This is a genomic window from Novosphingobium flavum (assembly GCF_014230315.1).
GTDB lineage: Bacteria > Pseudomonadota > Alphaproteobacteria > Sphingomonadales > Sphingomonadaceae > Novosphingobium > Novosphingobium flavum.
In genome coordinates this window covers 93,528-114,661 of record NZ_JACLAW010000002.1, presented here as the reverse complement: position 1 = coordinate 114,661, position 21,134 = coordinate 93,528, and the positions used below count along the sequence as shown (strand labels likewise).

Here is a 21,134-nt window from a genome sequence, read left to right as displayed (position 1 = left end):
AATCACTGCGCGGGCGGCGGCGGGGGAGGGGTCATGCCCGGGCCGCCCATCGGGCCGCCGCGATGGCCGCCTCCGTGCCTGCCGCCACGATCACCCATATGCTGGCGCATCGCGGCGCGGCGTTCCTCGGGGGTCAGCTTGCCATCCTTGTTGGCATCGGCCGCGTCGAAGCGCTTGAGCGCCCCGGCCACGAATTCGTCACGGGTGACCGCCTTGTCGCCATTGCCGTCCATCCGGCCCATCATCGGCCCCGGACCCATGCGGTGCATGCCGCGCATTCCGTCCATCGGACCGGCGCCCGGCTGGTGCGCGGCGGCGAACTCGGCCTTGTCGATCTTGCCGTCCTTGTTGGTGTCCAGCTTCGCGAACATCTCGTCGAGGCGGACCGAGCGGCGGATCTCGCGGTCGGCCTTGTCGATCTTGCCATCCTTGTTGGCATCGAGCCTGGCGAACAGTTCGAGCGCCTTGGCCTGGGCCTCGGCGCGGGTCACCGTGGCATTGCCGAAGGGGTCCTGCATCATCGGGCGATCGGGGCGAGCGGCCTGCTGGGCCACGGCGACACCGGCAACCGTGCCGGCAAGGCCGAGGGCGGCCGCGCTCAGCGCCAGGGTAATCTTCTTCATGGGATCTCTCCGTCCAGAAGGAAGCCGCCGCGCCGCGGGGGAAGGGAAGGGCTGGGAACCAGCGGCGCGGTCGACTTCCATGGCCCCTTCTAGCGCGGGGCTGTCGCGGGATTATGCCGCAGGACGGGTTTTTTGTCGCTAATTGTCGCCCCCGCCGGGCCCGATTAATGGGCCCGACAGGAACAGGGTCAGTCCAGCGGCCGGCAGGCTTCTTCCAGCCAGTCCAGCGCCGCGCCTTCCAGCTGCGGGGCCAGCACGTCGCGGACCTTGGCGTGATAGGCGTTCCACCAGGCAGCCTCGCCCGGATCGAGGATCGCCATCGACAGCAGCCGCCGGTCGAGCGGGACGAGGGTGAGCGTCTCGAAGCCGAGCGATGTCTCCTCGGCCTCGTCGATCGCCCGCTCTTCCACCAGCACGAGGTTCTCGATGCGGATGCCGTAGGCGCCGGTCTTGTAATAGCCCGGCTCATTGGAAACGATCATGCCCGGGAGCAATTCCTGCTCGGTCCCGGCCTGGCCCCCGGCGGCGCGCGAAATCCGCTGCGGCCCTTCGTGGACGGAGAGGAACGAGCCCACCCCGTGCCCGGTGCCGTGGGCATAGTCGAGCCCGGCGTGCCACAGGAACTGGCGGGCAAGGGTGTCGAGCTGGCTGCCGAAGGTGCCGCGCGGAAATACGGCGCGGGCCAGCGCGATGTGGCCCTTGAGCACCCGGGTCCAGCGGTCCTTGACCTCGGCGCCCGGCTCCTGCGCCTCGCCCGCGCCGCCGATCCACACCGTGCGGGTGATGTCGGTCGTGCCGTCGGCATATTGCCCGCCCGAATCGACCAGATAGACGCTGCCCGGTTCGAGCAGCCGGTTGGTCTCCTCGCTCACCCGGTAATGAACGATCGCCCCGTTCGGCCCCGCGCCCGAGATCGTGTCGAACGAGAGGTCGACCAGTTGCCCGGTTTCGCGCCGGAACTGGTGCAAGCGTTCGGCGGCGGAAAGCTCGGTTACGGCCCCGCTCGGCCCTTCCTGCTCGAGCCAGTGGAGGAAGCGCGCCACGGCCGCCCCGTCGCGCGCCTGGGCCGCGCGGTGCCCGGCCTGCTCGGCGGCGTTCTTGACCGCCTTGGGCAGCACGACCGGATCGGTCCGCTCGGCGATATCGGCCCCGGCGGCCTGCAACGCGGAAAAGATCGCACTGACCGACCGCTCGGGATCGACCGCCACCTTCTGCCCCGCCAAAGCCGCCAGCGCGCTCTCGAAATCGGCGCGCGGGCGCAGCCGCACGGCATTGCCGAGGTGGGCGGAAAGCTCCGCCGTGACCTTTTCGGGCGCGATGAACAGGTCGGCCGTGCCGTCGGCATGGGCGATCACGAAGGAGAGCGTCACCGGCGTCCGCTCCACGTCCGAGCCCCGGATGTTAAGCAGCCAGGCGATCGAATCCAGCGCCGAGATGACCACGGCATCGAGCCCCTGCTCGCCCAGCCACCCGGCAACGGCGGCGCGCTTGGCCTCGCTCGGCTGGCCGGCAAAGGCATCGGGATGAACCAGCGCCGGCGCGGCCGAAGGCGCGGGCCGGTCGCTCCACACCGCGTCGACCGGATTGGCTTCGACCGCAACCAGCTCCGCGCCCTTGAGCTTGAGCGCGGCCCGCGCCGCGTCGGCCCAGCGCTTGCCGTGCAGCCAGGCGTCGTAGCCGATCCGCGCCCCTTCGCCCGCATGCGCGCCCAGCCACTTCGCCACCGAGGTCTGCGGCACGCTCTCATAGGCATAGAGCGCCCCGTCCACCTGGTCGCGCACCTGCAGGGTATAGCGCCCGTCGACGAAGATCGCGGCCTCGTCCTTGAGGACCACCACGGTCCCGGCCGAGCCGCCGAAGCCGGTCAGCCAAGCTAGCCGCTGGGCATAGGCACCGACATATTCGCTCATGTGCTCGTCGGAAATCGGCACGACGAAACCGTCGAGGCCCTGCCGCGACAGTTCCTGGCGCAAGGCGGTAAGGCGGGCTTGGGCAGAGGTCATCAGCATCTTGGGCTTTGGTCCTGGTCAAGGTGGCGGGTTGATGTGGGGTCCTTGCCAACATAGATGCTGTGCATGGCAAGTTCCACTCTCGCGGCCGCGCCGCTCGCTCCCCCTGCCGCCGCCCGCAAGCCCAGCAGCGTCACGCATCACGGCATAACGGTCGCCGACGATTACGCCTGGCTGCGCGATCCCGGCTATCCCGAGGTGACCGACAAGGACGTGCTCGCCCATCTCGAGGCCGAAAATGCCTGGTTCGAGGCGCGGATGAAGCCGCGTCAGGGCCTGATCGACAGCCTGTTCACCGAAATGCGCGCCCGGATCAAGGAGGCCGACAAGTCGGTCCCGCAGAAGGACGGCGACTGGCTCTACTGGATCGAGTTCGAGGAAGGCGCCGAATACAAGAAGTGGTGGCGCAGGCCTGTCGCCGGCGGGCCTGACGAGCTGATCCTCGACGAGGTCGCCCTGGCCGAGGGCAAGGAATACTTCCGCCTCGGCGCGCTCTCGCTCAGCAAGGACGCTCGCCTGCTCGCCTATGCGGTCGACGACAACGGCTCGGAGCGCTTCACCGCCCGGATCAAGGACCTCGCCACCGGCGAACTGCTGGCCGACGAGATTCCCGGAACCCTCTCCTCCCTCGTCTGGGTCGCGGGCGACAAGGGCCTCGTCTATTCGCTCGCGAACGAACAGTGGCGGACCGACAATGCCCGCCTCCACTGGCTCGGCCAGCCGCTGGAGAGCGACGTCGAGCTTTACCACGAGGATGACGAAGGCTTCCGCGTCGGCTCGGGCCTTTCGGCCAACGAGGAATGGCTGGTCATCTCGACCAGCGATCACGAAACCAGCGAGGTCCGCCTCGTTCCGGTGAGCGATCCGCTGGCCGCGCCGCTGCTGGTCAAGCCGCGCCAGGGCGGCGTCGAATACGACGTCGACCTCTTCGGCGAGACGCTTTACGTCCACGCCAACGACACGCACGAGAACTTCCGCCTCGCCACCGCCCCGCTTGCCTCGCCCGGGGAATGGACCACGCTGATCGAAGGCACGGACGAGTTCTACCTCACCGGCTTCGAGCTGTTCCGCCAGTTCTACGTGGTCGAAGGGCGCCGCGCCGGGCTCGACCAGATCGAGATCCGCTACTACGACGATCCCGCCCGGATCGAGCCTATCGTCTTCCCCGAAGCCAGCTACGACGCCGGGATGGGCGACAATCCGGAGTGGGACACCACCGTCCTGCGTCTGGGCTACGAATCGATGGTCAGCCCGGCCACGGTCTATGACTATCACGTGGCCGAGCGGCGGCTGGAGCCGCGCAAGGTCCAGGAAATCCCCTCCGGCTACGATGCCTCGCTCTACGTGACCGAGCGCCTCGAAGTGCCCGCGCGCGACGGCACCCTGATCCCGGTCAGCGTGGTCATGCGCAAGGATCGCCCCGCCCAATATCAAAATGGCGACGGCCCGCTCCACCTCTACGGCTACGGCGCCTATGGCATCGCCATCCCGCCTGGCTTTTCCACCACCCGCCTCAGTCTCGTCGATCGCGGCTTCGCCTATGCCATCGCCCACATTCGCGGCGGCGACGATCTCGGCCGCGCCTGGTACAAGGCGGGCAAGCTCGAACGCCGCGCCAACACCTTCAACGACTTCGTCGATGTCGCCAAAGGCCTGATCGAACGCGGCCACACCGCGCCGGGCCGGATCTCGATCTCGGGCGGCTCGGCCGGCGGCGAACTGATGGGCGCGGTGATCAATTCCGATCCCGCCCTGTGGGGCGCGGTCGTCGCTCACGTTCCCTTCGTCGACGTGCTCAATACCATGCTCGACGAAAGCCTGCCGCTCACCCCCGGCGAATGGCCCGAATGGGGCAACCCGATCGAGGACAAGGCGGCATTCGAGCTGATCCGCTCCTATTCGCCCTACGATCAGGTTTCGGCTCAGGCCTATCCCCCGCTCCTCGTCACCGCCGGCCTCAACGATCCGCGCGTGACTTACTGGGAGCCCGCCAAGTGGGTCGCCCGCTTGCGCGAACTCAAGACGGATTCCAACGAACTGCTGCTCAAGACCAACATGGGCGCGGGCCACGGCGGCAAGTCGGGCCGCTTCGAAAGCCTCAGGGAAACGGCGGAGGAATTTGCCTTCATCCTCTGGCAACTCGGCCTTTGCGAGTGACAGCCCGCTTCACCCAGACCTTCGTGGCCGAGCCGCAGCACATCGACGTGCTCGGCCACGTCAACAACGCGGTCTGGGTGCAATGGATGGAACAGATCGCCACGGCCCACTGGGAAGCGGTGGCCCCGCCGGAGCATGTCGAGGCCTATGTCTGGGTCGTCGCCCGCCATGAGATCGACTACAAGGGCAACATCGCCCTCGGCGAAAGCGTCACCGCCGAAACCTTCATCCCCGAAGGGCCCAGCGGCGCCCGCTTCGACCGCCGCGTCGATTTCTTCGACAGGGCGGGCAGGCTCGTCGTCTCGGCCCGCACCACCTGGGCGATGATCGATCGCGCCACGGGCCGCCTGATGCGCGTGCCGCCCGAAGTCGCCGCGCCCTTCACGGGTTGAGTCACTTCTTCCCGCGCAGCGGAATAAATTCGGAAGAAGCTGGGGCTATCGCCCCTGTACCCCGGAACGTCTTCCGGCGATGGATTAGCCGGCGGGGGCGCCGTCCCCGCGGCCCTGGCGCCGGGAGACGGCAAGGGGTCTGCAGCCATGGCCCTAGGACTATCTTCCTTTTTCTGCCTGCGCTTCGCGCAAAAATTCAAAGCGCCGCCGAGGTTTCGATGCAGCCGTACCAGCCCAGCCCCTGGTAAGTCTCGTAGCCCGGCGTCAGGCCATAGGCCACGAGCTTGCGGCCCTCCGCATAGTGGCCCCACGCCGCCTCGGCCTTCAGCGCGAAGGTGTCGCCGGTCCGGCCGTCGGACGAGGCAATGACCTTGTGCCGGGCGTCGAGCAGCATGACCCGGCTGGCGGCGCGCTCCTCGTCGGAGAGGGAAACGCCGGTAACGATGGCCTGGGCCTGGGGCCGCCAGTCGAAGAAGATGCCCAGCACACCGAGCGCGCGCCCGTTCGGCTCTCCCCCGACGCGGATCGCGGTGGCATAGGCGGCCACGTCCGCCCCGCCCAACGCCGGGTTCTGGGCCACGTCGCAGACGGTGAAGGCATCGCCGTCTGCTGTCTGGATTCCTTCGCGGAACCAGTCCTCGCGGCTGACGTCGCGCCCGGTCAGGCCGGGATAGCGTTCGGGCCGCCCGGTGGCGACGATCCGCCCGGTGGCATCGGCGATCCACAGGTCGAGATAGACGGTATAGGAGCGCAGGATCGTGGCGAGGCGGGACGAGGCATGGCGGGCAGCCTCGATCGCGGGGCTTTCCACCGCATCCACCACGGCGCTGTCGGTTGCCCACCAGCGCACGTCGCAGGAGCGTTCGTAGAGATTGCGGTCGATGATCTCGACCGTATTGCGGGCGATGTCGGCAAGGCGGCTGCCGCGCATGCCGAGCATCATCTCGCGCCCGGCCTGCTCGATCCGGGCGGCGTTGTCGTTCATCGCGCGGTTCAGTTCGGCCGACATGGCGTTGACCTCGTCGGCCACGGTGCCCATCTCGCGCGCCACCACTGAAAAGCTCTGGCCGATCTCGCCCGCGCGCGCCGCTTCCAGCCGGGCATTGATCGACAGCATCTTGGTCTTGAGCATGATCTGCTCGAGCCCGGCGATTTTCTCGCCGGTGATGCGCGAGATATCCATCGCCAGTTCCAGGACGTTGCCGTGCATATGACCAATTCCCCCGCGAGCCGAGCGCCGCTTTGTGTGCGGCGCAGCATGAACGGACAGGCTTGCCATCGCCCGAAAGCGAAACTCCGCACAAACCCGTGATCGCGCCCGGCTGTCCTCAGGCCAGCGCCTGTTCCAGCGGGGTCAGCTCCAGCCCCAGCGCCTCGGCCACGGCGCCGTGCGTGATCGCCCCGGCATGGATGTTGAGCCCGGCGGCCAGATGCGGATCGCTGCGCAGGGCCGCGCGCCAGCCGCCGGGGCCGCCCGAGGCATCGGCGATGCGCAGGGCATGGGGCAGGGTCACGTTGTTGAGCGCATAGGTGCTGGTCCGCGCCACGGCGCCGGGCATGTTGGCCACGCAATAGTGGACGATGCCGTCCACCACGAACGTCGGCGCGTCATGGGTCGTGGGGTGCGAGGTCTCGAAGCACCCGCCCTGATCGATCGCCACGTCGACCAGCACGGCCCCCTGCTTCATGCAGCCCAGCATGCCGCGGGTGACGAGGCGCGGGGCCGAGGCTCCCGGCACCAGCACGGCACCGATCACGAGGTCGGCCTCGCAGATCACTTCGGCAATATTGGCTTGGTTGGCGAAGCGGGTCTTGGCCCGGCTCTCGAAATGGATGCCCAACCGCTCCAGCACTTCGGGATCGCGGTCGAGCACGGTCACGTCGGCGCCCAGCCCCACGGCCATCTGCGCCGCGTTGAAGCCGACCACCCCGCCGCCCAGCACGACCACCTTGCCCGGCAGCACCCCCGGCACCCCGCCAAGCAGGACCCCGCGCCCGCCGTGCGCCTTTTCCAGCGCTGTCGCCCCGGCCTGAATGCTCATCCGCCCGGCCACCTGGCTCATCGGCTTGAGCAGCGGCAGCGAACGCCCGGCCCCGGTCACCGTTTCATAGGCGATCGCGCTCACCCCCGATCGCAGCAGGTCGGCCGCCTGCTGGGGGTCCGGCGCAAGGTGAAGGTAAGTGAACAGCACCTGCCCGGGCCGCAGCAGGGCCCGCTCCGCCGCCTGGGGCTCCTTGACCTTGACCAGCAGGTCGGCCCGTCCGAACACTTCGGCCGCATCGGGCACGATGGTTGCTCCCGCCCCGGCATAGTCGGTGTCGCGCGCGCCGATGCCAAGGCCGGCTCCGCTCTCGACCAGCACCTCGTGCCCGTGCGCCACCAGTTCGCGCACACTCTCCGGGGTCAGGCCGACCCGGTACTCATGGTTCTTGATCTCGCGGACAGTGCCGATGCGCATGGGCCGTTCCTCTCGTCCAGCGAGGTATGAACGCGGGGCGCCCGCTTCAATGGCTCAGGCCGGGGCGGAGAAACGTCCCCCGCGCGAAAGCGCCGGAACGCGCTGCGCCGCGGCCGTCCTGCGCCGCACCGGGGCGCCGCTGTCATGCAGTTCCAGCCCCGATCCCGGCCGGTCGATACTGTGCCGCTCGGCCAGGTCCTTGCGCAGCGCCTCGAGCGCCGCCGCATCCGCCCCCTCGGGCACGGGATAGCGCGCGATCACCGCTTCCTCGAAACTGTCGAGCACGAAGAGGAACCGGCCACCCACGGTCTCGGCGAGGTGAGTCACGTTGAACCCGTCCGCCAGGAACCAGCGCGACCTGTCCCACGACACGATTGCCCGCTCGCAATGCCGGCAATAGCCGGTGTGCGAACCATCCTCTTCCCGATGCGCCCGCCCGGCCAGGACATGCATCCGCGTGAACCAGCATTGCGTAAGGGCCTTCATCGCGCGCTCCGTGGGAATGGTCCCAAGGGAAAACGGCCGATCCCCGCCCAATTTTAAGGCCGCGCTCGCATGAAGGCCGCCGTGCGATGATTGGCTGGCCTCCGGGCAGTCGAGGCCGTTCCGGGGGCGAGGGCGCAACGGACACATGCGGGCGCCCGAACTGGCGTCCGGCCTAACGCCTGTGCAATACAGGCGCGAACGGTGCGGACACGCCGACTAGCCGTCGTTCGCTCTGGCCTTCCGTTTCCTGCGTCGGGTTCGTTTCCCTTTATCGCCCGACCACCAGCGGATCGGCTGAGTTCGCGCTCCGACGAGTTGATGGCCGACGTTCTGGGCAAGTTGCTCCATTATAGCGGTCGCCCACATCGCAGCGACGACGGACATGCCTATGGCGGCGTATCCGACGATCTCAGTTTGTCCGCTTGTCAATCGTCCCACAATCAGGCCGACGCCTGCTGGTCCAAGGAAGAGTGGTATTCGTGCGGCAAGGATCGGAAAGGCTACCCAGCCGGACCGTGGGCCGCTTGTGTGGCTTGCCAGGAAGCCGGCAATCAATACCGTGCTGAACAGGCCAATCGCCCACCCGAGAGCGGCACGAAAGGCTAAAGTTTCGGTGGCCAAGGCAGTCACTTATGAACTGTATTGAAATGCAGGGGGTCTGCAATCGCCATTTCAGCCATTGCTCCGGCGCCCCCCTGCCTCTCGGCGCCAGCGCGGGCTTGGGCAAGCGGGAGTCCTGGCCAAGTCCGGGATGACGGAACGACGAACGGAAGCCCGCTTTCCGGCGAACGGGTTGTCTGTCCCCGCCCGCCCCGCCAGTTCACGCCATGCTGAACTGGAAGACCGAGGCGGACCCGGAGTTCCGGTGGATGTGGGAGAGCAGGCGATCCTTGAACGTCTCTTCAAGCATGATCGACTTGGAGCGCTTGTCGGTCGGGTTCTGCTCGAAGCGCAGCACCTTGTCGCGTTCGAGGCGGCGCAGCAGCTCGTAGAAGCCCCGGCTGGACAGGCGCGAGGACAGCGCGGCGTCCTTCACAGTCAGCCCGTTGCGCACGTAAAGCTGCAGGATCAGCCGAAAATCGTGACACAGGAAGCAGGTGCCGAGCGACGGCGTCATCGACCGGTCGAGTTCCAGCAATTCCTCGAACCGCGCCGTCAGGGCGGCATGGGCCTCGGGCAGCGTGACGGGCTTGCTCGAGGCCTGATCAACACGATTGATCATCATGAAACACCGTTTCCGATTTAAAATCGCCGCGCCAGGCAGAAATTCGGCGCGACTGTCCCCCAATTCGCGAAGCATCGGCAGTACCGGTGGTTCGCGGGATCGGACTATATTTGAAATTGTCTGGAACGGACTTTGAACTTCGTCCAATCCGGATGGATAAAGCGGCTCTCTATGCTCGCTTCGGCTCAGCCTTGCGCCGGGTCGGCGCCGCTCATGCCATTCCCGGGCCTTCCGGATTGCCTGACTGGTCGAACATTCATCGAAACAACCCCATTCGAACTGCACGGCCACTCACGGGCCGAAATTCCGCCTCAACCCTGAATTCCTGACCGGTCGTGAGTGCCGGTCTACCTGCTGCGTTACCGAAGGGTAGGGTCATATAGTCGCACTTTGTGCCGGAATTCTATATCAAAAGGTAGCATTCTCTGCCGGTATTCCATTCCGGAAGCATTTGCCGGTCGGCATCGCCGGTAAAATACTCGCGCAGTTAGTGCCAGTGAAAACATTGGAACAACTGCCAGATGCGACTTACCACCCCGTCCGGAATCTGGGGGAACGTGTCGTTTCGCGATGGGCGCGGCGATAAATCCCAAGAAACAAGGTTCAGGTGCCAAATAAAGGGGGCCTTAATGACGTCTTACTCCGTAACTTCCACTAAGTCTGATCGTGCACGCAAGCAGCGCCTTGCCCTCGCGGTCACGACTGCACTGGTCGGCTTCAATGCCAGCCACGCCTTCGCCGAAGACGTGGACATCACCGCCAACAGCACGGTAACCACCGTCAACACCGCGATCGACACCGCGGTCAACCTTCCCGCCGCGGACATCGCGATCACCATCACCACGCCGGCCGTTGTCACCGGCGGCGCCAACCTCGTTCTCGCTCCCACCGGGACGGCAGGCGAAGGTGACGGCGCGATCACCTTCACCAACACCGGCAACCTCGGCGTCGTCACCACCGGCACGGTCACCGACGCGGTCGGCGTAACCCTCTCGGGCGTTGGCGTTGCCAGCGCAGCCAACACCGTGACCGTCAGCAACAGCGGCCTGATCACCAGCGGCATTTCTGCCACCGGCTTCGGCGGCGCCAACGCGATCACCAACAGCGGCACGGTCTACGGTCCGATCAATGCCACCGGCTACGACAACGTCACCGTCAGCACCACGGCCGCCGGCAAGGTCCTCGTCGCCAGCGGTAACGCGGTCAGCGCCAGCGCCTATTCGACCAGCGATGCGGACGTCTCGGGCGGCTTCACCACCACGACCTGGACCGGCGGCAATGCCGTCATCAACCAGGATGGCGCGGCCACCCTGCTCAACGGCACGACGGGCGCTGACCTGTCCGCCTATGCCGAGACCGGCGACGCCACGGTCAACGTCGGCGCCAAGGCCGGCACGGTCTATGCCTATGCGGGCGATACCGTTGCCTCTGCCGTTTCGGGCTCGACCGCTGCGGTCGACGGTGAAACCACCAGGGTCTACGAAAACTCCTACACCTGGGGTAACGATGCTGCCGCTGTGACTGTCGCCGCTGCCGGCGATGTCACCGGCGTTGTCGCCAACGGCGCTGGCTCGGCCACCGTCACGGTTGCAGGCAAGGTCGGCGCCGGCGGGGTCTCTGCCTCGTCCAACCGCACCGACTATTCGGACACCGACACCGAAACCGTCGATGCCGATGGCAACACCACCGAGTACGACAACCTCGAAACCTACAAGCTGGGCGGCGGCACGGCTACCGTCACGGTCGCCGCGGGCGGCACTGTCGGCACCGGCGGCGTTTCGGCCAATGGCGATGCCGGCGCGTCGATCACCGCCAACGGCAATGTGACCGGCAGCCTTGCGGCCACCTCGCAGGGCACCGAAACGACCTACGTCAGCAACAACAGCTACCAAGCTGATGGCAGCATCCTGGCTGAGCACGACAGCTCGATCTACACTCTGGCGGGCGGCGCGGCCAACGTCACGGTCGGCACCGGCGTCACGATCGGCGGCAGCGTCTCGGCCACCGGCACCACCAGCGCCGCTGTCGCCAACAGCGGCAAGGTGACCGGCTCGATCACCGCTTCCTCGACCGGATATGACGAGACCTACACCGACGACTACAGCTACGACGCTGATGGCGTCGAGACGCTCTATGTCGACGGCTACGGCTCCAACCGTGCCGGCGGCGCGGCGGCTGTCACCGTCGCGGCCGGCGGCTCGGTCGGCGGCAGCGTCACCGCAGTTGGCGACACATCGGCGACCGTCACGGCCAACGGCAATGTCACCGGCAGCATCACTGCTGACCAGATGAACGGCTACGACTACTCGCAGGCCTACAGCTATCCGGCTGCCGGCGGCGAAACCGACACCTACACCTACACCTATGCTCCGGGGACGGCCTCGGTCGCGGTCGGCGCCAACGTCAAGGTCGGTGGCAACGTTTCGGCCTACAGCAACGGCGCAGCCACGGTCACCGCGGCTGCCGGTTCGATCATCAACGGCAGCGTGACCGTCGATGCCCAGCCGGGCTCCAACGAGGTCGACACCTACACCTACGGCGCTTCTGCTCCGGTGACGGGTGACTACACCACGACCTACCACTACGTTGAGCAGACTGCCGGTAGCACCGCCAGCCTGACCAACGGCGGCTACATCAAGGGCGATGTCGACGTCTACGGCGTGACCGGCGCCACGGTGACCAACACCGGTCAGATCGCCGGCCAGACCTCGGTCTACACCTATGGCCAGAGCTCGGACGAGCTGCAGACCTACAAGCAGGTGACCGCGACGGCGGGTGACGTCACCACGGTGACGGACAGCTACAGCGATGTCGGCAGCTATGCCGGCACCGGCGGCAGCATCACCGGTACCTATTCGGGCACCAATGGGCAGGTGAGCTTCTCGCCGAACCAGGACGGTTCGATCTATCAGGAAGCGGCCGCCAACAGCACCCTGACCCTGTCGGGCACGGTCTATGGCTCGCTGACCTCCTACGCCGGATATGACAACAGCACCGGCACCTATTCCAACACCGAGACCACGGTCACGGCAACGGATGCGGTAACCCCGGCGAACAACACCCAGACCTACACCGAAACCAGCAACTCGACCGAAACCGACGGCGCTGGCGTCAGCACCATCACCGTTTCGGGCCTGGTGTCGGATGCCTACGACGGCGCGGAAGTCTACTCGGAGGGTACTTCGGGCAGCACCGTCAACGTCTCGGGTACCGTTTACGGCAACGTCTACTCCTACGCAGACGGTATCTCGACGGACACCGAGGCCTCGACCTACACCACGCTGCGCACCGGTGCGGGCCTGGCCCTCACCAGCTCGTCCGACATCGACGCCGAGACCACCACGGTCACTTCGGGCGCCGCTGTGGGCAACCTCACCGGTTCGGGCGTGGTCTACGGCGATCTCGACGTGGATGGCGTGTCGTCGGCTACCGCTTCGGTCGGTGCCAATGCCAAGCTCTACGGCGATCTCGACGTCTATGCTGGCGGTACGGACTACACCTACAACAGCAGCGACATCTCGGCCTACAACCTGACCGCGGGTACCTCGACCCGCGTCGACAAGTATTCCTACACCTACACGCCGGCCGCTGCCTCGGGCAACGCCAGCGCCACGGTTGACGGCTATGTCGACGATTCGGTCTACGTCTCGGCGGCTCGCGGCAATGCCTCGGCCACCGTCACCGGCCGGGTTGCGGGCTATGTCGAAGCCGATGCGGGTTCGAGCGTCTACACCTACGGTGAAGAGCGCCAGTACTCGGGCACTGCTTCGCCGACGACGCTGAACAAGTACATCGAGACCAGCTCCAGCACCGCCACCGGCGGCACGGCCACGGTCACGGTGAACACTTCGGCCGCTCAGAAGGCCCTCGGCGTTGGTTCGACCATCCCGAGCGTGTCGGACGTCTATGCCTATGGCCTGGGCGGCGCCACGGTCACGATCGCGGCCGGCTCGAGCGTTGCCGACAGCGTCTATGCCCAAAGCTCGGACGACAACACGGCCTACACCTACACCCGCACCTATGCCGGTGGCACCAGCACGGTTGCCGAAACCGGTTCGTCCACCGCGGTTGGCGCTGCCGCTTCGGTGGTCAACAACGGTACGGTCGGCGGTGAAGTCTGGGCTGAAGGCCGCACGGCTGCCAGCGTGACCAACGCGGGCAAGGCCGGTTCGCTGGGTGCATACTCGCTCGATACGAACGAGACCTACACCTACAGCGACAACGACGTCTCGAACCTCACCCCGTCGACCCACAAGATCATCACCACCACCGTTTACACCCCAGTGGGCGGCGCGGCGACGGTGACGAACTCGGGCACGACGAATGGGGTTTCGCTGGCCGGCGCCACCGGTACGCTGACCAACAGCGGCACCATCACGGGTGACGTCTACCTCGGCGACTCGGTCGTCAACGGCACCTATGTCCAGACGGTGACCTCGACCACCACGTCCAACCCGACGCCGGTGTTCACCCCGTCTGCCACGCTGTTCGGCCAGGCCTACACGGTTGCGCAGAACGGTGCCCTGACCGGCAACATCTACGTCGATGGGGCCGATTACACCGACTACCTGGGCAACAAGGTCAAGACCAGCAACGTCGCTGCGACGATCAACCTGAACACCGGTTCGACCACCAAGGGATCGATCTTCGGCGCCAACAACACCACCACCGTGGTGAACGTCGCCGGCGGCAACCTGACCCTGGTCGGCCCGGCCTATGTCCCGGCCAGCGCCACCGTCCTGACCCCGACCTACTCGGCGGGCCTGGCTGGCGGTTCGACCGGCGGCAGCTTCGCGCTGAACGTCAACTCGGGCACGGCTTCGATCACCCCGGTCACCACCGGTTCGAAGATTTTCGGCCTGAACGGCAGCGTCACGGTCGGTGCCTCGGGCACCCTCGTGGTCGGCCTGCTGACCACGCCGACGGTCACTGCGGGAACGGGTGCAAGCGTCAACACGCTCTCGCCCTATGTCACGGGTGCCAACCTGCTGGTCACCGGCAACTTCGCCTCCACCGGCACGGTTGCGGTTGGCCTGAACGGGGCCCTGGTCAAGAACCCGACCCTGCTGTCGTCGACCTCGACGGACTTCATTGCTCCGATCACCTCGGTCCTCACCAGCGCGGGCACCGGCTTCACCACCGGTGGTTCGAACACGGCTTCGTCGGTCACGGTCGGGGGCAACCTCAACCTGGGCGGCACGGTCAAGGTCTATGTCCCGACCGGTTCGATTTTCCTCGGAACGGAAAGCCAGACCCTGTTCACCGCCACCGGGACGATCGCCAACACGGCGACCGTGTCGAGCAACCTGTCCTCGCAGTTCGTCAAGCTCGCGCTTGTCACTTCGGGCCAGACCGTGCAGCTCAAGGCTACCCGCTCGAACTACTCGGTCGGTGCGACCAACCCGAACGCGGCTTCGGCGGCTTCGGCCCTCACCGCCGCGATCCCGGGCGTGGTCTCCATGCTCGCCAACGACGTTGCCGGCATTCGCACCTACACGTCGCTCAGCCAGCTGAGCAACGCGGCGGATATCGCGAACATCGTCACCAACCTCGACTGGACCCTCAACGCCACCCAGGCCGCGACGGTCTTCAACGAGCTGGCCTCGGGTTCGATCTATGGTTCGCTCGCCAACCTGCGTCAGAACGCGGTCCTCAACGGCCAGTTCGACCAGCTGGCGCAGCGTCGTGAAACCGAAGCCGGTGCGGTCAGCCTGTGGATGTCGCCGGTCGGCAGCTTCGCGAAGTACAGCGGGACGGACTCAGGTGCCTCGAAGATCGACGCCACCACCTACGGTGCGGCGATCGGCGTGGACGTCGGCTACGGCGATGGCGGGGCCTTCGGCTTCGGCTTCGGCTACGGCCGTCACAACTTCGACGCCATGTCCTTCCCGGCCTCGGTCGATGCGGATACCTACACCCTGGGTGCCTACCTCACCCAGTCGTTCGGTCCGCTCGCCGTCAACGCGAAGTTCGCCTACGGCTTCTCGACCTTCGATGCTCACCGTGACCTCACCGTTCTTGCCCGCAAGATCACCGGTCACTTCCGTGGCAGCGAATGGGACGGCAGCATCGGTCTGAGCTACCTGCTCCAGACCGGCGGCATGAACGTTGAGCCCTTCGCCGACCTGTCCCTGCGTCACTGGCACACCAATGGCTTCACCGAAGAAGGTGGCGCCGGGGTTGGCCTCAATGTCCAGGGTGCGGGCAAGACCGTGTTCGATCCGACCGTCGGTGTCCGTCTCTCGGGCAACGCCGATCCGGCCGCGGCCTTCTCGCTCAAGCCTTACGCCAGCCTGTCGTACACCTTCCAGGGTGACGCCGGCACGGCGCGGACCGTCAGCTACGTTGGCGATCCGGCTTCGACCCAGTTCGTTCTCAATGGCGTCAATCCGAAGGGCTACGGCTCGATCGGCGCCGGCGTGACCGCGACCGTGTCGAACAAGGTGAGCCTGTCGCTCGGCGGCACTTACGACTTCGGCAGCAACAACAGCGTTGCCGCCATCCGTGGTGCGATCGGGATCAAGTTCTAAAACACTCCCTTGATCTCGAAAGGAGGGCGCCAATCCAGACCCCGATTGGCGCCCTCTTTACGTCTGAAATCCGGCCTGCGCGCTGAAAGCCCGGCAAGGCCCGGCCCTCCGGCGCAGACCGGAAACCCTGCTCTGCCGGCGAAGGCCGGTAGCCCCGATCAAGCTCCCCCGAGCTCCATTGGAGATTTACGGTGACCAGCCATCCCGACCTGCCCCTGCTCTATTCCGGTATTGTCCCGCTGCGCTCCGATGCCCACCGCAACTGGAAAGTGGCGCGCACCAGCCGGATCGCCTGGCTCGCCGGCCAGAACCTCGTTCCGCTGATCACGGAAGAGTTCAGCCACGCCCGGCGCTTCTACCCGATCGTCTTCTCGACCGATGCGGAGCCGGTTCCCCTCGCTCTGATGAGCCTCGTCCCCGGCCACAACGCGTTCGTCTCCGGCCAGGGCGAGACGGCGGCGGAGACCTACCTGCCGGCCTATGCCCGGCGCTATCCCTTCATCCTCGCCCGGCCCAATCCGGCGGCGCCGGCAACCACCCTGTGCTTCGATCCCGCCAGCGAGCTGCTGGGCGAGGACGTGGACGGCGATGCCCTGTTCGATAACGGCAAGGCCTCGCAGGCCTGCCTCAAGGTCCTGCGTTTCTGCGAGCAGTTCGACCAGTCGGGCGAGCGCACCCGCCAGTTCGTCGCCGAGCTTGTGCGCAACGATCTCCTGGTCGATGGCCGGGTCGACGTGCGCCGCGATGGCGAGGCCTCGGCCTACAACGGCTTCCGCATCGTCGATGCCGAGCGGCTCGGCAAGGTCCGGGGCCATGTCCTGCGCCAGTGGGCGCAGAACGGCATGCTCGAACTGATCTACTCGCATCTCCACTCGCTCGACCTGATGCCGCGCCTGGTCGATGCCGCGCGCCAGTCGCCCGTCTTCGAGCTCGCGCAAGAAGCCGCCGAATGATCGACCGTTTGCCGACGGGGCACGGACCCCAGCCCGTCACGCCGCGCCGCAACGCGATGGAACTGGCCATCGAAGTGGTCACGGCCTTCGTCGGCAACAACGCGATCAATCCCCGCGCCCTGCCGCAGCTGATCCGCGCGGTTCACGAGACCATCGACGGGCTCTCGCCCCGCGTCTCGCAGCCGCCCAAGCCGGGACTGGGCGAAACCCTCACCTGCCGGGAATGCGGCGCGCGCCTCAAGGTCCTGCGCCGCCACCTCCTCATCAAGCACGGCCTCCTGCCCGAAGCCTACCGCGCCCGCCACGGCCTCGCCGACGATTACCCGATGACCGCCCCGGCCCACTCGGCCGAGCGCAGCCGGCGCAGCACCCGCGCCCAGCCCAGCGGCTGGGGCGTCCGCCCCGCCGCGCGGCGCAAGCAGCACTAGCCGCAGCCCCGATTTCTTCCGCCAAGCGGATTTAATCCCTGTAGGCGTCTCGAGATCACGCAGCGGTGCATGAGCGGGCCGACATCGACAGGTCCGGGGTCTGGGGCAATGGCCCCAGGACTATGCTTCCTTGCTCTGCAAGAGCCTCTCAAACGCTTCGCGCAAGGCCCCGATCAGAGCGCCCCGCTCAGAGCGGATTGCCATCCTTGTCGCGATAGATTTCGCGCCGCCCGACATGGTTCGAGGGGCCGACCAGCCCGTCGTCTTCCATCCGCTCGATCCATTTCGAGGCGGTATTGTAGCCCACCCCCATCTGGCGCTGGAGCCACGAGGCCGAGGCCTTCTGGCTCTCGAACACCAGCTGGCAGACCTGCCGGTACTTGCGTTCTTCGGGATTGTCCGAGGCCGTGGCATCGAGGTCGTCGAAGCCGAAGGGCGCATCCTCGGGCTCCTCGGTCACCGAATCGACGTAGACCGGCTTGCCCTGCGCGCGCCAGTAATCAGCCACCCGCTCGACTTCCTCGTCCGAGACGAAGGGCCCGTGGACGCGCTTGATCGGGTCGGTGTTGGGTTTGTAGAGCATGTCGCCCTTGCCCAGCAGCTGCTCGGCGCCCTGTTCGCCCAGGATCGTGCGGCTGTCGATCCGGCTGGTCACGGCAAAGGAGATGCGGGTCGGCAGGTTGGCCTTGATCACGCCGGTGATGACGTCGACCGAGGGGCGCTGCGTCGCCATGATCAGGTGGATGCCCGCCGCGCGGCTCTTCTGCGAAAGCCGCTGGATCAGCACCTCGATTTCCTTGCCGACCGTGACCATGAGGTCGGCCAGTTCGTCGACGATGACCACGATCTGCGGCAGCGTCTGGTATTCGAACTGCTGGTCCTCGTACATTTCCTCGCCGGTATCGGGATCGAAGCCGATCGGGATGCGCTTGCCCAGCGGCTTGCCCTTGGCCACGGCGTTGCGCACCTTCTCGTTGAAGCCGGTAAGGTTGCGCACGCTGATCTCGCTCATCATGCGGTAGCGCCGCTCCATTTCCTCGACCGCCCATTTCAGAGCGCGCACGGCCTTGGCCGGCTCGGTCACCACCGGCGAGAGCAGGTGCGGAATGTCGTCGTAGCTCTTGAGTTCGAGCACCTTGGGATCGACCAGGATCATCCGGCACTGCGCCGGGGTCAGCCGGTAGAGCAGCGAGAGCAGGATGCAGTTGAGCCCGACCGACTTGCCCGAGCCGGTCGTTCCCGCCACCAGCAGGTGCGGCATGGTGGCAAGGTCGGCCACCACCGGCTCCCCGGCGATGTCCTTGCCGAGGATGATCGGCAGCAGGGCCTTCGATGCGGCGAACCGGTCGCAGGCCACGATCTCCTTGAAGCTCACCATCTGGCGGTCGGCATTGGGCAGCTCGATGCCCATCACCGTGCGCCCCGGAATGGCCGAGACGCGGGCCGAGATCGCGCTCATGTTGCGGGCGATGTCGTCGGCCAGGCCGATCACCCGGCTCGCCTTGATCCCCGGCGCCGGTTCCAGCTCGTACATGGTCACGACCGGGCCGGTCCGCACCGCCGTGATCTCGCCCTTGACGTTGAAGTCGTCGAGCACGGTCTCGAGCAGGCGAGCGTTGCGTTCCAGGGCCAGCTTGTCGATCTTCTGCTGCGAATGGGGCGGCGGATCGGCGAGGAGGTCAAGCCCGGGCAGCTCGGCCTGGTCGAACAGGTCGCCCTGCCGGGTCGGCACCGGACCGGTCGAAGCCTTGATCGGCCGGGTGGGGTCGGAAATCTCCGGCGCCCGGCGCGGGGCGGCGGCGGTCTCGGGCTCGCCTGAGACCTTGGGCTCGCGCACCTTCTTCTCGCGCGGAGCGACGATGCCCTGGAACTGTGCCGGGGTGGGCAGGTGCGGTCGGCGCTTGAGAAAATCGGGAATGGTCAGCAGGCTCGCCCAGTCGAGCGCGAAGACCCGCGCCATCAGCAGGGCACCCGCCGCCAGCAGGACCAGCGCGGCGGCAAGGATCGCCCAGCCCGCCGCCGCTGCCGGCAGGAGCGCGGCCAGCGCGCGGATCGCCAGGGCGCCCATCAGGCCGGTCAGCCCGCCCGCCGTCGCGGGGAGCGAGCCGCCCGGCGCGGTGAAGGAGAGGCTCAGCACCGTGCTGAGCAGGATCATGGCCACGACCAGCAGCACGGCGCCGCGCCACCACGGGCGGGGTGTCTCGTCGCTCTCGTCGAACTCGGCCTCGTCCTCGTCGACCATGCGCCACAGGCGGCGCCCCGAAACCAGCAGCAGCGGCACCAGCAGGACCGAGATCAGCCCGAACAGGAACAAGGCCTGGTCGGCCAGCCAGGCGCCCGGCGCGCCCATCCAGTTGAGCACCACGCCCTCGGCCGCCGCGGTCGAACCCGAAGGGTCGGTCTGGTGATAGGACGCCAGCGCCAGCGTCAGGAACAGCGCCGCGCCGAACAGCAGCAGGGCCGCGCCCATTTCGCCCGCGCGGCGCAGCGAGCGCTTGAGCACAGTGCGCCAATTGCCGCCGCTCGCGCGGCGCCGCGCGCCCGATTGCCCTATTGCCTGCGTCGCCATTGGCGCTCCGCCCCTTCCTTGAACCGGCGCGCATAATGCGCCCGGGGGTGACTCCCCGTCAAGAATCCAAGGGAATCCGGCCACTTTTATGCGACAGTCCGTCGATCGCCGCCCAGGCGAAGCCCGGTAAACGGCGGCTCCCGCGCGCCGTCATCCCGCCCAGCGCGATCACAGGAAGCGGCGCCTGCCGCGCGATCACGAGGAACCGCAATGGGCCGAGCGGGCGGGCGCCGGGGTGCGAACGGGTGGCAAAGACGGGCGAGAGCAGCACGCCGTCGGCCCGCCGCGCGCCTGCAACTTCACGAAGCGAATGGGCCGTGGCGAGCCGCAGCAGGGCAGGGCCGCCCCCGATCCGCGCCGCCGCGCCATAACAGCCCTCCGCGCCCAAGCTCCGCGCCTCGAACGCCGTCCCGGCCCAGACCGTCACGATCCCGCGCGCCCGGCACAGCCGCCGCAAGGCGCGAAACCGCACCCTTCGCGCCGCCGGCGCAAGGTGATAGTGCCGGAACACGAAGCCGCTGCCGCGCGGCAGGGCGGCCAGCGCCCGCTCCAGCGCGTGATCGTTCCGCGCGTCGGAGATCAGCCACAGGAAAGGGAGGGTCTGGCGCGGCGGCATCACCGCGCTATAGCGCAGCGCCATGGATCAGCCAGCCTCTCCCCTCGCCGAAATCCGCGCCCGCATCGCATCGGCCGCCAGGGTCGCCCGCCGCAAGGCGGACGAGATCACCCTCGTCGCCGTCAGCAAGACCCATCCGGCCGAAGCGATCGCGCCGCTGATCGCAGAGGGCCAGCGCGTCTTCGGCGAAAACCGCGTGCAAGAGGCCCAGGCCAAGTGGCCCGCCCTGATCGAAGCCCATGCCGGTGTCGAACTCCACCTCGTCGGCCAGCTCCAGTCCAACAAGGCCGAAGATGCCGTGCGCCTGTTCGACTGCATTCACTCGCTCGATCGCCTGTCGCTGGTCGGCGCGCTGGCGAAGGCGATGGACAAGGCGGCCCGGCAGGTTCCCTGCTTCGTCCAGGTCAACATCGGCGCCGAGGAGCAGAAAGGCGGCTGCCCGATCGCCGAGCTGCCCGCGCTCCTCGCTGAAGCCCGCGCCGCCGCTCTCCCGCTGATCGGCCTGATGTGCGTACCCCCGGCCGAAATCGAGCCCGCGCCCTTCTTCGCCCTGCTCGACAAGCTCGCGGCCGACCACGGCCTTTCCGGCCGCTCGATGGGGATGAGCGACGATTTCGAGACCGCGATTCAACTCGGCGCCACGCACATCCGCGTCGGCTCCGCCCTGTTCGGCGCGCGCGATTGAGA

At 67.2% G+C, this 21,134-nt stretch carries 14 protein-coding genes; 6 read left to right on the top strand and 8 right to left on the bottom strand.

Features of this window, described 5'->3' with window-relative positions; all coding sequences use genetic code 11:
- Window positions 1-2: 2 nt before the first annotated feature.
- A complete protein-coding gene (locus tag H7F51_RS02495) occupies window positions 3-623 on the bottom strand; it encodes an EF-hand domain-containing protein (protein WP_185662641.1) in 621 nt (206 codons plus the stop codon).
- A 188-nt stretch (window positions 624-811) separates the two neighbouring features.
- On the bottom strand, window positions 812-2,626 hold the full coding sequence (locus H7F51_RS02490) for an aminopeptidase P family protein (protein WP_185662640.1): 1,815 nt from the start codon (window positions 2,624-2,626) through the stop codon (window positions 812-814).
- A gap of 63 nt (window positions 2,627-2,689) precedes the next feature.
- Here H7F51_RS02490 and H7F51_RS02485 point away from each other — a divergent pair, with 63 nt between their 5' ends.
- Both H7F51_RS02485 and H7F51_RS02480 read left to right on the top strand, forming a co-directional pair.
- The gene (locus H7F51_RS02485) at window positions 2,690-4,789 is read left to right on the top strand and encodes a S9 family peptidase (protein ID WP_185662639.1); all 2,100 of its coding nucleotides are present in this window, start codon (window positions 2,690-2,692) and stop codon (window positions 4,787-4,789) included.
- Complete coding sequence (locus H7F51_RS02480) at window positions 4,786-5,181, top strand: thioesterase family protein (RefSeq protein ID WP_185662638.1); 396 nt, start codon at window positions 4,786-4,788, stop codon at window positions 5,179-5,181. The genes H7F51_RS02485 and H7F51_RS02480 overlap by 4 nt, the downstream gene beginning before the upstream one ends.
- A 196-nt stretch (window positions 5,182-5,377) precedes the next feature.
- Here H7F51_RS02480 and H7F51_RS02475 read toward each other — a convergent pair whose 3' ends face one another.
- The 4 genes from H7F51_RS02475 to H7F51_RS02460 form a co-directional block, all read right to left on the bottom strand.
- Window positions 5,378-6,391 carry a methyl-accepting chemotaxis protein gene (locus tag H7F51_RS02475; RefSeq protein WP_185662637.1) on the bottom strand — a complete coding sequence of 338 codons (1,014 nt, stop codon included), beginning with the start codon at window positions 6,389-6,391 and terminating at the stop codon, window positions 5,378-5,380.
- A 118-nt stretch (window positions 6,392-6,509) separates the two neighbouring features.
- Window positions 6,510-7,640 (bottom strand): alanine dehydrogenase, encoded by a 1,131-nt coding sequence (gene ald / locus H7F51_RS02470; RefSeq protein ID WP_185662636.1) that lies wholly within the window; start codon window positions 7,638-7,640, stop codon window positions 6,510-6,512.
- 54 nt (window positions 7,641-7,694) lie between these two features.
- On the bottom strand, window positions 7,695-8,126 hold the full coding sequence (locus H7F51_RS02465; protein ID WP_185662635.1) for a hypothetical protein: 432 nt from the start codon (window positions 8,124-8,126) through the stop codon (window positions 7,695-7,697).
- A gap of 820 nt (window positions 8,127-8,946) precedes the next feature.
- Entirely contained in the window at window positions 8,947-9,348 is a 402-nt protein-coding gene (locus H7F51_RS02460) for a MarR family transcriptional regulator (protein WP_185662634.1), read from the bottom strand.
- Window positions 9,349-9,980: 632 nt separating this feature from the next.
- Here H7F51_RS02460 and H7F51_RS02455 point away from each other — a divergent pair.
- From H7F51_RS02455 to H7F51_RS02445, 3 genes are all read left to right on the top strand, one after another.
- Window positions 9,981-15,881, top strand: coding sequence for an autotransporter outer membrane beta-barrel domain-containing protein (locus tag H7F51_RS02455; RefSeq protein ID WP_185662633.1), 5,901 nt, complete (start codon window positions 9,981-9,983; stop codon window positions 15,879-15,881).
- A 191-nt stretch (window positions 15,882-16,072) separates the two neighbouring features.
- Complete coding sequence (locus H7F51_RS02450) at window positions 16,073-16,834, top strand: SapC family protein (protein ID WP_185662632.1); 762 nt, start codon at window positions 16,073-16,075, stop codon at window positions 16,832-16,834.
- Entirely contained in the window at window positions 16,831-17,262 is a 432-nt protein-coding gene (locus H7F51_RS02445) for a MucR family transcriptional regulator (RefSeq protein ID WP_185662631.1), read from the top strand. Before H7F51_RS02450 ends, H7F51_RS02445 begins: the two co-directional genes overlap by 4 nt.
- A gap of 187 nt (window positions 17,263-17,449) precedes the next feature.
- Here H7F51_RS02445 and H7F51_RS02440 read toward each other — a convergent pair whose 3' ends face one another.
- Window positions 17,450-19,831 (bottom strand): FtsK/SpoIIIE family DNA translocase, encoded by a 2,382-nt coding sequence (locus tag H7F51_RS02440; RefSeq protein ID WP_185662630.1) that lies wholly within the window; start codon window positions 19,829-19,831, stop codon window positions 17,450-17,452.
- A 58-nt stretch (window positions 19,832-19,889) separates the two neighbouring features.
- Window positions 19,890-20,471 carry a thiamine phosphate synthase gene (locus H7F51_RS02435; RefSeq protein ID WP_185662629.1) on the bottom strand — a complete coding sequence of 194 codons (582 nt, stop codon included), beginning with the start codon at window positions 20,469-20,471 and terminating at the stop codon, window positions 19,890-19,892.
- Here H7F51_RS02435 and H7F51_RS02430 point away from each other — a divergent pair.
- Window positions 20,470-21,132: a YggS family pyridoxal phosphate-dependent enzyme gene (locus H7F51_RS02430; protein WP_185662628.1), complete on the top strand. Its 663-nt coding sequence runs from the start codon at window positions 20,470-20,472 to the stop codon at window positions 21,130-21,132. The genes H7F51_RS02435 and H7F51_RS02430 overlap by 2 nt on opposite strands.
- Window positions 21,133-21,134: the final 2 nt, after the last annotated feature.

Excerpts from the sequence above, each read along its gene's own strand:
- H7F51_RS02495 (WP_185662641.1), bottom strand. The coding sequence starts at position 623 with ATGAAGAAGATTACCCTGGCGCTGAGCGCGGCCGCCCTCGGCCTTGCC.
- H7F51_RS02490 (WP_185662640.1), bottom strand. The coding sequence starts at position 2,626 with ATGACCTCTGCCCAAGCCCGCCTTACCGCCTTGCGCCAGGAACTGTCG.
- H7F51_RS02485 (WP_185662639.1), top strand. The coding sequence starts at position 2,690 with ATGCTGTGCATGGCAAGTTCCACTCTCGCGGCCGCGCCGCTCGCTCCC.
- H7F51_RS02475 (WP_185662637.1), bottom strand. The coding sequence starts at position 6,391 with ATGCACGGCAACGTCCTGGAACTGGCGATGGATATCTCGCGCATCACC.
- ald (WP_185662636.1), bottom strand. The coding sequence starts at position 7,640 with ATGCGCATCGGCACTGTCCGCGAGATCAAGAACCATGAGTACCGGGTC.
- H7F51_RS02465 (WP_185662635.1), bottom strand. The coding sequence starts at position 8,126 with ATGAAGGCCCTTACGCAATGCTGGTTCACGCGGATGCATGTCCTGGCC.
- H7F51_RS02460 (WP_185662634.1), bottom strand. The coding sequence starts at position 9,348 with ATGATCAATCGTGTTGATCAGGCCTCGAGCAAGCCCGTCACGCTGCCC.
- H7F51_RS02455 (WP_185662633.1), top strand. The coding sequence starts at position 9,981 with ATGACGTCTTACTCCGTAACTTCCACTAAGTCTGATCGTGCACGCAAG.
- H7F51_RS02445 (WP_185662631.1), top strand. The coding sequence starts at position 16,831 with ATGATCGACCGTTTGCCGACGGGGCACGGACCCCAGCCCGTCACGCCG.
- H7F51_RS02440 (WP_185662630.1), bottom strand. The coding sequence starts at position 19,831 with ATGGCGACGCAGGCAATAGGGCAATCGGGCGCGCGGCGCCGCGCGAGC.
- H7F51_RS02430 (WP_185662628.1), top strand. The coding sequence starts at position 20,470 with ATGGATCAGCCAGCCTCTCCCCTCGCCGAAATCCGCGCCCGCATCGCA.
- H7F51_RS02435 (WP_185662629.1), bottom strand. The coding sequence starts at position 20,471 with ATGGCGCTGCGCTATAGCGCGGTGATGCCGCCGCGCCAGACCCTCCCT.